This is a genomic window from Flavobacterium sp. RSP15 (assembly GCF_003968755.1).
Lineage (GTDB): Bacteria > Bacteroidota > Bacteroidia > Flavobacteriales > Flavobacteriaceae > Flavobacterium.
This window is the reverse complement of the sequence record NZ_RYDL01000007.1, coordinates 1-13,952: the sequence shown is the minus strand read 5'-3', so window position 1 is coordinate 13,952 and position 13,952 is coordinate 1. Positions and strand designations below refer to the sequence as shown.

At 35.1% G+C, this 13,952-nt stretch carries 14 protein-coding genes; 4 read left to right on the top strand and 10 right to left on the bottom strand.

Annotation, left to right across the window (positions count from 1 at the left end):
• The first annotated feature begins 111 nt into the window (after window positions 1-111).
• Both gldJ and EKM00_RS09170 read left to right on the top strand, forming a co-directional pair.
• Entirely contained in the window at window positions 112-1,800 is a 1,689-nt protein-coding gene (gldJ, locus tag EKM00_RS09175) for a gliding motility lipoprotein GldJ (protein WP_126452634.1), read from the top strand.
• A 63-nt stretch (window positions 1,801-1,863) separates the two neighbouring features.
• Window positions 1,864-3,147 carry a UDP-N-acetylmuramoyl-tripeptide--D-alanyl-D-alanine ligase gene (locus EKM00_RS09170; RefSeq protein ID WP_126515976.1) on the top strand — a complete coding sequence of 428 codons (1,284 nt, stop codon included), beginning with the start codon at window positions 1,864-1,866 and terminating at the stop codon, window positions 3,145-3,147.
• Between the two features lie 32 nt (window positions 3,148-3,179).
• On the opposite strand, the gene EKM00_RS09165 is transcribed toward EKM00_RS09170, so the two are convergent.
• Complete coding sequence (locus EKM00_RS09165) at window positions 3,180-3,587, bottom strand: glycoside hydrolase family 3 N-terminal domain-containing protein (protein ID WP_126515975.1); 408 nt, start codon at window positions 3,585-3,587, stop codon at window positions 3,180-3,182.
• Window positions 3,588-4,023: 436 nt separating this feature from the next.
• Here EKM00_RS09165 and EKM00_RS09160 point away from each other — a divergent pair, with 436 nt between their 5' ends.
• Entirely contained in the window at window positions 4,024-4,779 is a 756-nt protein-coding gene (locus EKM00_RS09160; RefSeq protein ID WP_126515974.1) for an NUDIX hydrolase, read from the top strand.
• 373 nt (window positions 4,780-5,152) lie between these two features.
• On the opposite strand, the gene EKM00_RS09155 is transcribed toward EKM00_RS09160, so the two are convergent.
• From EKM00_RS09155 to fabD, 5 genes are all read right to left on the bottom strand, one after another.
• Complete coding sequence (locus EKM00_RS09155) at window positions 5,153-5,881, bottom strand: superoxide dismutase (RefSeq protein ID WP_126452624.1); 729 nt, start codon at window positions 5,879-5,881, stop codon at window positions 5,153-5,155.
• Window positions 5,882-6,215: 334 nt separating this feature from the next.
• Window positions 6,216-6,716 (bottom strand): hypothetical protein, encoded by a 501-nt coding sequence (locus EKM00_RS09150; protein WP_126515973.1) that lies wholly within the window; start codon window positions 6,714-6,716, stop codon window positions 6,216-6,218.
• 54 nt (window positions 6,717-6,770) lie between these two features.
• Complete coding sequence (locus EKM00_RS09145) at window positions 6,771-7,640, bottom strand: chromate resistance protein ChrB domain-containing protein (RefSeq protein ID WP_126515972.1); 870 nt, start codon at window positions 7,638-7,640, stop codon at window positions 6,771-6,773.
• Between the two features lie 508 nt (window positions 7,641-8,148).
• Window positions 8,149-8,400 carry a hypothetical protein gene (locus EKM00_RS09140; protein ID WP_197037213.1) on the bottom strand — a complete coding sequence of 84 codons (252 nt, stop codon included), beginning with the start codon at window positions 8,398-8,400 and terminating at the stop codon, window positions 8,149-8,151.
• A 117-nt stretch (window positions 8,401-8,517) separates the two neighbouring features.
• Entirely contained in the window at window positions 8,518-9,393 is an 876-nt protein-coding gene (gene fabD / locus EKM00_RS09135) for an ACP S-malonyltransferase (protein ID WP_126515971.1), read from the bottom strand.
• Window positions 9,394-9,567: 174 nt separating this feature from the next.
• Between fabD and EKM00_RS09130 the strand changes: the two genes are divergently transcribed.
• Entirely contained in the window at window positions 9,568-11,211 is a 1,644-nt protein-coding gene (locus EKM00_RS09130; RefSeq protein WP_126515970.1) for a hypothetical protein, read from the top strand.
• 38 nt (window positions 11,212-11,249) lie between these two features.
• On the opposite strand, the gene EKM00_RS09125 is transcribed toward EKM00_RS09130, so the two are convergent.
• The 4 genes from EKM00_RS09125 to EKM00_RS09110 all read right to left on the bottom strand — a co-directional run bounded on the left by EKM00_RS09125 (window position 11,250) and on the right by EKM00_RS09110 (window position 13,713).
• Window positions 11,250-11,573 carry a DUF6370 family protein gene (locus tag EKM00_RS09125; protein WP_126515969.1) on the bottom strand — a complete coding sequence of 108 codons (324 nt, stop codon included), beginning with the start codon at window positions 11,571-11,573 and terminating at the stop codon, window positions 11,250-11,252.
• Between the two features lie 143 nt (window positions 11,574-11,716).
• On the bottom strand, window positions 11,717-11,944 hold the full coding sequence (locus EKM00_RS09120; protein WP_233592270.1) for a hypothetical protein: 228 nt from the start codon (window positions 11,942-11,944) through the stop codon (window positions 11,717-11,719).
• Window positions 11,945-12,134: 190 nt separating this feature from the next.
• Window positions 12,135-13,295, bottom strand: coding sequence for a formate-dependent phosphoribosylglycinamide formyltransferase (gene purT, locus EKM00_RS09115; protein ID WP_126515968.1), 1,161 nt, complete (start codon window positions 13,293-13,295; stop codon window positions 12,135-12,137).
• Between the two features lie 178 nt (window positions 13,296-13,473).
• Window positions 13,474-13,713, bottom strand: a complete 240-nt coding sequence (locus EKM00_RS09110; protein WP_370453930.1) for a VOC family protein — start codon at window positions 13,711-13,713, stop codon at window positions 13,474-13,476.
• Window positions 13,714-13,952 lie beyond the last annotated feature (239 nt).

The following is a 13,952-nucleotide window of genomic DNA, read 5'->3' as shown; positions in this document are numbered from 1 at the left end:
TATATGTAATTTGTTGTTAAAATCGGTTTTTTGAAAATAATAAGAAAGATCGATGTTGATTAATTGATAATTATTATATTGCGCCACTAAAATTATTACCCACTAAAGAGTATGAAAGCAAACAGAATTATGAGCTTACGATTGTTAATATCAATCCTGTTTATTATTGGTTTTTCCAGTTGCAGTAAAAAATCTAGCTCAAAGAATACTTCAAGAGCAACTGGCTGGAATATGGACAGTAAAAAAGCAGGTTCAAATTATAAAAAACAAGAAGCGGGTCCGGGATTAGTTTTTGTTGAAGGAGGTACATTTACCATGGGCAAAGTGCAGGATGATGTTATGCATGATTGGAATAACACCCCAACGCAACAACATGTCCAATCTTTTTATATGGATGAAACGGAGGTAACAAATTCAATGTATTTGGATTATTTAGACTGGTTGAAAAATGTTTATCCACCGACGGAAGAAAATTATAAATATATATATGAAGGCGCCTCGCCAGACACTTTAGTTTGGAGAAATAGATTGGGCTATAATGAAACAATGACCAATAATTACTTAAGACACCCCTCTTATGCAGAATATCCTGTTGTAGGTGTAAATTGGATTCAAGCCGTCGAATTTAGCAATTGGAGAACCCAACGTGTAAATGAAGCGCTTCTGGAAAAAAACGGATACCTTAAAAAGAATGCAAAAACACTAGATGTGACTGCAGACAGCAATTTTGATACTGAAACCTATTTAAATTCACCGACCTTGGCTTTTGGAGGAAATGAAGATATTGTATTAAAAGGAAGAAAAGGAGCCAGAAAAACTCCTAAAACTGGAAAAAATGGGACGGTTGTAGAACCAAAGAATGTTTATGCGCAGCGTTCTTCCGGAATTCTTCTACCGGAATACAGACTTCCTACAGAGGCGGAATGGGAATATGCAGCTGCAGCCGATGTGGGACAAAGAGAATATAACATATACAAAGGGCAAAAAAAATATCCTTGGTCAGGCGGGTACACGCGTTCCGGCAAAAGACAAAGCAAAGGGGATCAATTAGCTAATTTTAAGCAAGGAAATGGTGATTACGGCGGAATTGCAGGTTGGTCTGATGATGGGGCTGACATTACAAATGAAGTAAAAAAATATCCTGCAAATGATTTTGGATTGTATGACATGGCCGGAAACGTAGCTGAGTGGGTTCAAGATGTTTACCGACCTATTATCGATAATGAAGCAAATGATTTTAATTATTTCAGAGGGAATCAATACACTAAAAATAAAATTGGTGAAGATGGCAAAGTAGAAATTGTCACTAAAGACAATATGAAATTTGATACTTTAAGCAATGGAAAAATCATTGCCAGAAACTTTCCAGGTCAAATCGCTCAGGTACCCGTTGACGAACAAGAGACTTATCTGAGACAAAATTTTAATAAAAGTGATAATATTAACTACAGAGATGGAGATAAACAATCTACTAGATATTATAATTTTGGAGATTCAGAATCAGATGACGAGAAAACGAAAGAAGAAAAAAACATGTATAACTCCCCAATACACAATGTGACTACGGACAGTTTAGGGAACATGGTTAGGAAATATGATAAATCAAGCAAAAGAACAACTTTGATAAATGACAATGTCAGAGTTTACAAAGGAGGATCCTGGAGGGATAGAGCCTATTGGTTAGATCCGGCTCAAAGAAGGTATTTTCCGCAGGACATGGCCACAGATTACATTGGTTTTAGATGTGCGATGTCTCGAGTAGGAGCAAAAGCAGATAAAAAAAGATCAGCCAGAAATTAATTTTTATATAAATACAAACAAAAGCCCTTTGATTAGGGCTTTTGTTTTTTTAAATCGTTTCAAATGGATATTAATTACGTTCATAGTTTGTTTTTGCAATGCAACTCAGTTTCAATTGACACCCGCAAGATTGAGCCAAACTCCTTATTTGTTGCTGTAAAAGGAGAGCGTTTTGATGCTAACACTTTTGCAAAAGAAGCATTAGAAAAAGGAGCTGCGTATGTTATAATTGATGATGAATCTTATTTTATTGATCAAAGGACTATCTTAGTTGAAGATAGTTTGGTCGCGCTGCAAAAATTAGCAAAATACCATCGTGAATATTTGAAATTGCCCATAATTGCGCTTACGGGAAGTAATGGAAAAACAACCACTAAGGAACTTATTCAGGTTGTACTTTCGAAAAAATTTAAAACCAAAGCAACCGTTGGCAATTTAAACAACCATATTGGGGTTCCATTGACATTGCTTTCTTTTACTTCAGAAACTGAAATAGGAATAGTTGAAATGGGAGCAAATCACAAAAAAGAAATTGAATTTCTATGTGAATTAGCAACACCGGATTATGGGTATATCACTAATTTTGGCAAAGCCCATTTAGAAGGTTTTGGTGGTGTAGAGGGCGTTATTGAAGGCAAAAGCGAAATGTATCAATACCTTTCAAAAAAAGACAAGCTTGCTTTTGTTAATTTGGAAGATACAATTCAAGTTGAAAAATCAAAAAGGTTGCACTCATTTACTTTTGGTATAAATAAAACAAATGCGGATGTTAATATTACTTCGATTAAGGCAAATCCTTTTGTAGAAATATGTTATTTCGGATTGGAAATAAAATCCCACCTGATTGGGTTGTATAATGCCAATAACATCAATGCAGCGCTCACTATTGGTAAGTATTTTAGTATCGATGATATCGCAATAAAAGAAGCTTTAGAAAGCTATGTACCTGAAAACAACAGATCACAGTTGTTGACAAAAGGAACTAATCAAGTAATTCTAGATGCCTATAATGCAAATCCGAGTAGTATGGCTGTAGCTATTGAGAATTTTCTACAGTTAGAGGATTTAAATAAGGTTATGATTTTGGGAGATATGTTTGAGTTGGGACAGGAAAGTCAGCAAGAACATAAAGCAATAGTTGACCTTCTTTTGAACGAAGATAAAGTGAAATGTTATTTTATAGGTGCAGCATTTTATACCAATAAACTTGAAAACAACAACTTTTGGTTCTATAGTACATTTGAGGAATTTTCTAATGATTTACCAATGATAATATTCAACAATAGTACTATTTTGATAAAAGGATCGAGAGGAATGGCACTGGAACGAACGTTAGATTTTTTGTAATTAAAAAATATTTTTTTTTAATAAAAATGCCATCATATTAAAGTTATGATGGCATTTTTCATGGAAGTTCTCACACCATGACTTTGAAGACCATTAATAAAACTAACAGCAACTTCTCCGGCTAAAACTGGATATTCAGAAAAATATTCGAAGTTTCTTCCGAGAAGAGGCGATCGCTTCATATTTACTCCGGCGTCTAATACTATTTGAAAATCGTTAGTCTGAGATTCGATTTCTAGGGTTTCACCCATTTTTTGTACCAATGCTGGATTCCAGGACGAAGCAAGTGCCGATGCAGTCGGAAAACAAATGGAAGGAACACTATTAGTAAAGTCAAAACCTTCTGCTTTACGCAAACCAAGCGGTCCATCCGTCGTAAAAATAGTAGGAATATCCAGTATTGAACAGCTTTTGTGGACTAATCGGTTTTGCCAGAACATAAAAAAGCTTTTCTTCTAAACTCATTTTAGCTACTAGTTTTTTTGCCTTAGCGCGATAATCTACATCTTGAGCATGCGATTGGGAGACTAATGTCAGTCCAAAAAGTAATAAAAACATTTTTTTTCGTCTTTTACTGGGTTGTTTTTGAATTATTGGGTTCGTTAATTAAATTTATTATTTTGAAGCATTGTGCATATTTATTTGATTCGTAATGCATTTTGTATAATTTTTTGATTAATAATTTTTTTTAGGCTATTTTTAGTATAGGTGTGTTTTTACACAATCGATTTGTACTATTATTGCAGTGTTTTTTCTTTTCAAAAGAAAAACACAGCGTTGAGAGTTTTGAAAAAGTGTTGTTCTTTAATTTTCTTAAAAAAATGAGCTAAATTGCAACACTAATAAATTATGTTTTAATTATCAGAAAATAAGTACATGTTAAAAAATATTTTAGACAATAAGGAAAACTATCAGCCCGGCTTATCAATAGATTGTGTGATTTTTGGATTTCATGACAATCAGCTAAAAGTGTTATTGATAAAGACAAAGTACAGTGATAAATGGGCTTTACCAGGTGGTTTTGTGCCCATAACCGAAGATATTGATCAGGCTGCCGTCACTGTTTTGAATGGTAGAACGGGACTAAGGGGGATTTTTCTGAGACAATTTTCAACTTTTGGAGCAGCCAGAAGGTGTAATGTTGATGTCAGTAATACCGTTTTAGATTTTTACGGAATACCTTTAGCGGAAGGCAAATGGTTTGCCAGTCGTTTTGTAACCGTTGGGTATTATGCCTTGGTTGATTTTTTAAAAATGATTCCGCAACCTGAGGGTAACAATGAAACGGTGGAATGGATTGACCATAATGCGGTGCCGGAATTGGTTTTAGATCACAAGGAAATTTTAGATAAAGCATTAGAAACGCTTCGCATGGAATTGAATTTAATGCCGGTAGGCTATAATTTATTACCCGAAAAATTCACGATTCCCGAGTTGCAGAAATTATATGAAACAATATTAGGCAGAAAACTCGACCGTAGAAATTTTTTACGTAAGATAATGGCAATTGGGATATTAAATAAGCTGGACGAGAAGAAAAGTAATGTAGCCCACAAAGCCCCTAATTTATACCGTTTTGATAAAGAAAAATACGAAGAGGTTGTTAAAAACGGGTTGACGCAGGGGTGGTAAATTAAAGAAAAGGCATAAAAAAACTTCATTAAAAATAATGAAGTTTTTTGTGGGCGATTAGGAACTGTTTTCTAACCATTTTATGCACGATTTGAAGAAATAACAATTTATAATTTAATTCGATTTTAATTAACCATTCTTTTTTGAAGGGTTACTGGCAGGAAAATATTTTTTTCATCTTTCTAAAAGACTTCTACTTATTTTAAACCGAGTAGCCAAACGTATAGGATAAGTAAGTCGAAACTTTAAACGTCATCAAAAAAGTAGTAATGTTGTAAACAGTAGTTTAAAATCAATCTGTTAGGTTATTTTATCTAATTTTAAAATACGATATTATACAATGATTGTTACTTAGTTGGTTTTTATTACTATTTTATTTCATCAAATTTTCTGCATCGTTCAATCTCATCGCCACATTGTCCCAATTGATGATATTGAATAAAGCATCTACGAAATCGGTTCGTTTATTTTTGTATTTTAAATAATAGGCGTGTTCCCAAACATCAATAACCAATATCGGAATGGCTCCCCACTGCGTAAGTTTTTCGTGGTTTTCGCATTGTAAAATTACCAGGCTATCGCTGTAAGGTTGATACGCAAGAATTCCCCAACCGTTGCCGTCAACATTTTTTGAGGTGGCAGCAATTAGAACTTTCAATCTATCGAAACTACCAAAACTTTTTTCTATTCGTTTTAGCAAATTACCTTGGGGTGATGTGTTTTTATTGGTAAGATTAGTCCAAAATATAGAATGTAAAATGTGAGATGAAAAATGATGGGAGAGCTTTTTTGTCCAAAAATCAACAGTTTCCAAATTGTTTTCATCCAATGCTTTCTTTATCATTTGTAAATCTTTGTTAGCACCCTTTACTGCGCCACCGTGATGAAAAGTATAATGCAGGTGCAAGGTTTCGGCATCCATGTAGGGTTCCAAAAAACTTTCGCTGTAAGGCAACGTTTGTTGAATATAATTACCATTGGCATCTACCAATTTATCAATGGAATTGTCTGCTAAATTTTTAGCAAACGTGTTTGTAGTCGGAAGCACTAATGCTGCTGCTCCAAACAAGCTACTCGATTTTAAGAAATCTTTTCTGTTCATTTTTTTAGCGTTTAAATTATTTTTAAAATTAGTCCTATTATTGCGGAAATCAAAATGAGGTTCGTTCTTGTGTTTCCTTAATGTAGATCAATACAAGTATTGATAAAACGGCATGTATTGTCGTCGTTATGTTCGTAATACTATGCTGTGCCTTTTTTTGAAATGACTCTAAATTTATTTTTCCGAAATCTCTTTTTTCTTCGACTAGATCTCAGGTGCACGTAATTGACTAGTGGCAATGGACCTCTGAAGGCTGAATAACCTAATTTTTTTAAAATAACCAGCTAGCATTTTTAACGTATATGTAGTGTTTCCTTTCATAAATTAAGTAGTTTTAAAAGGCGATACCAAATTGGATAGCCACAGTAAAAGTGGAAGGATGATCATTGCCAAACCGAACTGGCAAAGGAATGGCAACATAATAACTGCTATTGGTGTTTTTTATTATCGTTTTGTTGAATACTGGAGTTATGCCATACCTACCATTAGTCTCAAATGCCGCTCTGCCTGCAAAGGTGTATCCGTTTCCAAGTGCTACTAGTACGCCAGGATGAAATAATAAACTATTCACTTTACTAATTCCGTTTTCTGCTCTTATATTGGGTACAATTTCAAATGAGAACCCAATTTTTGGACTTTTCCAAATATTGATTCCAGTTGGGAAACCCAGAGCATAATAATCTCTAAAATTGATATTAGTTCCATCCGGACTTACCGTTACAATGGGATGCAATATCCCAAAATATCCCGTAATTTTCGGATAAGTTGTTTGCCCAATTGCAGGTATAGAAAACACTAATATAGCAACAAGCAGAAAATATTTGAAAAAAATCATAATAGTTTGTATTTTTTACAAAATTACAGGGGAGAAATAGGAATAAATAGAATGCTATTTACTTTTTGTATTTGAATTACTTTTTTGCTTTTTTTTTCGGTAGGAAGAAGGGTTTTTCCCTGTATGTATTTTGAATATCCTCGTAAAATGACTTTGGTCTGAAAAGCCGGTCATATAAGCTATTTCAGTAAGAGAGTACGTTGAATTCTGAATAAGGGCGATTGCTTTTTCAATTCGTAATTTTCTAACATAGTCTCCAAAATTGAGGTCTCCAAAATATTTTGAAAATTCTCTTGATAAATAAGAAGGGTTAATCTCCAAGTCACTAGAAATTTTTTTTAGGTCAAAAGTAAATTGATTGTCTATTTGATCCTGAATAATTTTTTTCAAATCTTTGACCCAAGCCGGAGCTTTCTTTTTGTTTTTTTTCTTTTCCTTTAAAAATTTATTGTAAACTTCGTGCAGCAGGTTTTCAAAAGGACTATTCTGCAAATGATTTTGTTTGTACAAATGTGTTGCCCAACTGTATAGCCCATCATAAATAACCATTCCTGTTTCTAATAACTTATAATCATCTGTAATATTATAAGAAAGTCCCGCTGAAATTGCCAAAAGTCCCGCTGATTCTTTTGCAATATCGTGTCTATCTGTGTCTGCTCCTCGTACAATATCAGCTATAATTAAAATAGCTGGGTCTTTAATTTTATATTTTTTTACAATATAATCAAAGGTGCTTTTCTCTTCATAATGTGTGTATTCTACATTAGGAATATCAAAAGGAATGGCATCAAATTCTTTTGCTTTATTCAAAACATCACTGAATGGGACATAAATAAATTCAGCGTTTTTGTCTACAAAAGTTTTGATCAACCAAGGACTGGCTATTCTATCAATTTTAGGGCGTTCTCTAGTAATCCATTTCATTTGAAATAATATAAAGGAAATTTTGCTCCTTCAATAGTAAGCTAATCTACATTTATTTATCTAGGTTTCAAAAAAATATTTACAAATCAACAGTTCAAGAGCTAAGGTTAGAGATTGATTATTTCGACAATATATCTTTAGATACAAAAAAAGATAAAACAAATGAATATCAGTCTCTTCAATATGACTTTAAGATATTCGAATAAAAAAATTGAGGGTTATCAATTGTAGAACCAAACTAACCTCTAAAATTAAATGACTTTGGTTATTTGAATTTTGTGCGCGATAAAGAATTTGAGCACCCGATAACTTCGGGTATAATCGTAATTTTATGAACTATTTAAGCTTATTTTTGTTTAAATTAATTCTTGAAATTTAACCCGGTTTTCCAAGATTTAACGTTGTACCTCTTTATTAATTTACAGTACGCAACTAGATGAGGGCTTGTATACTCAATTTAGAAACAAGGCTGTCTGGAAATTACTTTCCGGGCAGCCTTGTTTTTGAATTATTCTTTTCCGGATTCCTTCAGTTTTTCAGCAGCCTGATTTATTTTGTCAGCTCCTTTTTTAAGAATTTCTCCTGCTTTTATTCTGGTAGAATCAGCGGCAGCATCAACTTTTACCGCCGCAGTATCGATAGCTCCTTCCATTTCATTACTAATGGCCTCTCTAGCTTCTTTCACTTCCTCTTTTGTTTCTTCTTTACAAGAAGTCATTAAAGTGGCAACAAATACTAATCCTAAAAGTGCTTTTTTCATTATATTTTCATTTTAAAAAATTGATAATTGAGTACATTCATCGTATAAAGATAAACAAAATCGCTACAAACATAAGTCTGGGGAAATTTCGTTTATTGGACACCAATTACCACTATTTTATACATTAGCGGTAACAGCGTCTCTGTCAATTTTCCCGATCAATCCTGCTAATACTTTTCCAGGGCCTACCTCAGTAAACGAGGTTGCTCCGTCTTGGATCATTTGCTGTACTGATTGTGTCCACTTTACGGGAGCTGTCAATTGAATGATTAGGTTTTTCTTAATTTCTGCGGGGTCTGACACTGCACTGGCTGTTGTATTTTGATATACCGGACAAATAGGAGTTGAGAACGTTGTTGCTTCAATAGCTGCGGCCAGTTCTTCACGAGCCGGTTCCATCATTGGAGAGTGAAAAGCACCTCCAACAGGCAACAATAATGCACGTTTTGCACCAGCGCCTTTCATCGCTTCACACGCTTTTTCCACTGCTGATGTTTCTCCTGAAATCACTAATTGTCCTGGGCAGTTGTAATTTGCAGGGACTACAATTCCGTCAATCGAAGCACAAACTTCTTCTACAATGTTGTCAGCCAATCCTAAAACGGCCGCCATAGTCGATGGTTTTATTTCGCAGGCTTTTTGCATAGCTAAAGCTCTTTGAGAAACCAGTTTCAAGCCGTCTTCAAAAGATAAAGTACCACTAGCTACTAAAGCTGAAAACTCACCCAATGAATGTCCCGCTACCATTTCTGGTTTGAAATCCTCCCCTAATGTTTTTGCTAAAATCACCGAATGGAGGAAAACGGCTGGTTGTGTCACTTTGGTTTCTTTCAATTCCTCGGCTGTTCCTTCAAACATGATGTCTGTGATGCGGAAACCTAAAATTGCATTGGCTTTTTCGAATAATTCTTTTGCGAGAGCAGAATTTTCATACAAGTCTTTACCCATTCCTGAGAATTGCGCGCCTTGACCTGGAAATACGTATGCTTTCATGTTTTTATTTTAAAGATTGAAAAAAATTAAAGACTGAAAAATGAATTCCAATCAGAATGCAAAAATACTGTTTTTTGCGGTATTGTAAATAGGGTTATTGTTTTCTTTAAAATTGACACTTTTATTAGTGTAACATTTAGGAGTATTAAAGACTAATATTTAAAACTTAGTTTTATGAAAAAGATTTTATCAATAGCTTTCTTACTCCTTTTTAGTTTTTTATTGTTTTATGGCAACCTTCCGGTAATCAATTATGGATTTACTGGTTTTGCTTTTATTTTATTACTGTTGTTAGTAATAGGGATCTTATTTTCTGTTGGTTTGACTATTTCTCAGCAAACAAAGCAAGTCAAGATTGTTTCCAAACCTAACAAGATTTTGTTTGTTTTGGTAGGATTGCTTTTAGCGTATTGTGTTGCGCTTCCTTTTATAACCAGCCTAAAAATGTTCCGAAGCGATTCGTATCAAAAATTAATAGGCGAGGTTAAAAACGGACAAAAAATTACGAATCATATTGCTCCAATTTCAATTGATAAAATCCGTGTGGTCGATGAGGAACTAGCCCATCTTTTGGGAGAGAAAATTTTAGGTTCTCAACCCGCTTTGGGAAGTCAGGTAGAATTGGGGGATTTTTGTATCCAAAAGGTGAACAATAACTTGTACTGGGTTGCTCCATTATTACATTCTGGTTTTTTGAAATGGTTTAACAACCAAGAGGGAACTGCGGGATATGTTATGGTTTCTGCAACCAATGAACGTGATGTGAAATTAGTTCAGAGTGTAGGAGGGAAGAACATTAAGATTAAATACCAGCAAGGCGCTTACTTTCAAAGTGACATTCACAGACACGTTTATTTTAATGGAAATGCTACTGTTGGTCTGGCTGATTTTAGTTTTGAAATTGATGATGCTGGAAATCCGTTTTGGATTGTCACTAAATATGTGAAAAAAATTGGTTTTTCAGGAAAAGAAGCTACGGGAGTTATTGTGGTTGATGCACAATCTGGGGCAATAAATGAATATTCAATTGCTAAAACGCCAAAATGGGTGGATCGAATTCAGCCTTTGGATTTTATAGAAAATCAGTTGAATGATTGGGGTGAATATGTTCACGGCTATTGGAATTTTTCTAATCAGGATAAACTGCAAATTACAGAAGGAATGACATTGGTATATGGAAAAGACAACAAAGCTTATTGGTACACCGGATTGACTTCGGTGGGCAAAGAAGAATCTGCTGTAGGTTTTGTATTGGTAGATACCAGAACCAAGGAAACTACCTTTTACAAACAAGGCGGCGCAACAGAATTTGCTGCTCAAAGTTCGGCACAAGGGAAAGTTCAGGAGAAAGGATATAAAGCGTCGTTGTCTATTCCGTACAATATTAATAACATTCCTACCTATGTGATGACACTGAAAGATGATGGCGGATTAGTTAAAATGTTTGCGATGGTGGCTATTTCAGATTACACGATTGTAGGCGTCGGCAATACAATGCGGGAAACCTTGACTTCGTTTAAAAACGTATATAATATGGCAGATAATAAAATAAATTCGAATAGTGTTTCCAATAAAAAAGTATTGAATTCCGTAGTGACCCGAAACCAAAATGATGTAAAAAACGGTAATAGTTTTTATTATTTTAAGGTGAAAGATTATCCTAATATTTTTGTGGGTTCGTCACAAATATCCAATCAATTGCCGGTAACAATTGTGGGTGACAGTGTGAAAATTTCTTTTGATGTTGATTTGGAGGAAGTAATAGACATTTCGAGTTTTGAGAATGTCAATCTAAAATCGAGTATGAAATCGAAATAAATAGTAAGAGCCTAAAACAAATGTTTAAGGCCCTTTTTTTATTTTTTTGGCAGTAATTTAAAAGAAGTTACTTTGAATCGATTGTCTACAATTTTACCAACAATTTCGGCTTTTCGTATTGTTGTACAAAAACCGTCATTGGCGTGTGCATCTCCGTGCGAATCGATTGAACTACCATCAACAAAATAAGATTTTTCATCCACACGAACGGCTAATTCACAACCGTGTCCTTCCATTCCAAACTGGCATTGACCACAAGCAGCCTCAACAATTTGTGGTTTTGGTTCTTCTTTTTTATCTTTATCCTGAGCACTTGCTAATGTTACAACGAACAAAAGGGTTAAGTATAATAACTTTTTCATAATTGATTATTTTTTGCTTTAGCTAAGATACTCGTTTTTTACATCGAATAATTTTTAAACATGTAAATTCATATTAATCTGGAAAGAGGAATGTTAATAGAAGCCATTTCAATAATGACAACTGCAATAATTGAAATGATTCGTCAATCAAAACTTTCAGCAAAAAAGAATTGAGCAAGGCCAAATGTGGCAATACTTTGCGCTACCGCCAGACAATAATTAACATACATTGCACCATGAAAATAACCCGGTTCTTTCTCGAATTTATTGTGACCATGGAGGCAGTATTCATTCATTTTTGGAAATCCTATGTGTAAGCAAATATTTTTTTCCTTTGCAAACTTTCCCTTGAAGGCAGTGTGGGTAATCATTATTCAGGATGTCTACGATAGAATTAGACATCGGTATTTTTTTATCAAAGGTATTTAAAGGTTCCGGAAGAACTTTCGAATGGTTAGGTGATAATTCACAAGATGATAAAAAGGAACGCTGATAACACTGATTTAGCGAATTTTTTTTCATCTTGTTTTCGGTATAATATTGGAAGTTTATTAAATGTAATTACGAATGCACGGTAATCAACCTTGCTGCATTTTTTGCTTTTTCTACCACTTCTTCAATTGGAGTTTCTACGGTATCACTTACTAAAGCCACTGCCATTCTGCGGTAGGGTCTTGAAGTTGGTTTGCCAAAGATTCTGAAATCCGTTTTAGGTAAAGCCGCAATTTTTTCGATACCGGAGTACGTTGGGTTTGTAGAGTTTTCCGAAGCTAAAATGACTGCACTGGCTCCCACTTTTTCTAATGTGATTTCAAAAATAGGCAAACTTAAAATAGCGCGTAAATGCAATTCAAATTCATTAAAGTTTTGTGTTCCGGCTAAAGTTACCATTCCGGTATCATGTGGTCGAGGCGATAATTCTGAGAAATAAACGCCGTCATCAGTCAAGAAAAATTCGACTCCAAAAAGTCCTGCGCCGCCCAAAGCTTCGGTTACTTTTTCGGCCATGTCTTGCGCTTCGTACAAATCCTTGTCGGAAATTCTGGCGGGTTGCCAGCTTTCCTGATAATCGCCACGTTCTTGTCTATGGCCAATTGGCGCACAAAAAAGTGTCGGATTATTGTTTTGTACCACCGTTAATAAAGTAATCTCCGAATTGAATTTGACAAATGCTTCTACAATCACTTCTACGACATCGCCACGGGAACCTTCCACGGCATACTTCCATGCTTTTTCGATATCGGCTTCGGTTTTTATGGTGGATTGTCCTTTTCCGGACGAAGACATTAATGGTTTGACGACACACGGCATTCCAACGGTTATAACGCCTTTCCGTAATTCCGCGGCAGTAGTGGCGTAGCGGTAATTTGCGGTTTTTAATCCTAATTCTTTACATGCTAATTCCCGAATCGCTTTCCGGTTCATCGTGAAGTTTGCCGCTTTCGCCGAAGGAACTACGGTAATTCCTTGCTTTTCATAGTCATAAAAACGCTCGGTTCTGATGGCTTCTATTTCGGGAACAATGAAATCAGGTTGGTGTTTGGCAACGATGCGGTCTAGGGCTTCTCCGTCGAGCATGTTGATCACTTCAAAATCATGGGCAACTTGCATGGCGGGTGCATTTTCGTAACTGTCCACCGCAATTATGATTTGCCCAATGCGTTGTGCTGCGATTGTAAATTCTTTTCCTAATTCGCCTGAGCCGAGGAGTAGTATTTTCATTTTTTTATTTCCTTAATTCAAGTGTAAAAATACTAAATTGCTTTTTTACGACTGCAGATTCACTACAAACTTTACCCAAAAGTCAATAAATTATAATCTGGATACAATATTGAAAATTCCTTATGTTTCCAAGGTTTGATTTCCAAAGGACCTTGGGGATGAATGGCAACGCCATTGTTCAAGAAGTTTTTATATACAATTTCAAATCCTGCACCAGAATGTAAACTCCAGCGTAATTTTCAACAGAATCAATGGTTATAAACTCAAAAAAATGAATTTCAATCGTGTCTTTTTGCACCATCCAATACCCGTCAAAGTCAGCACTACCCAATTCTTGAAAACCCAAGTGGTTCACATAGAAATTCCTTGTAATCGCTTTGTTGCGCATGGGTAGCTTTGAGTTTATGACGGTTAGCATGATTTTTGGGTTTGATCGTAAGGATCACTCGTTAAAGAGTTTTTAGAACCCCAGTCTTTTCAGACTGTGGTTCAAATAAAGAAAGGCGACGAACCGAGCCCGCATGGCGAACACGTCGAACCTATAAACAAAAGAACCCCAGTCTTTTCAGACTGGGGTTCAAATAAAGAAAGGCGACGAACCGAGCCCGCATGGCGAACACGTGGTATCTATAAACAAAAGAACCCCAGTCTTTTCAG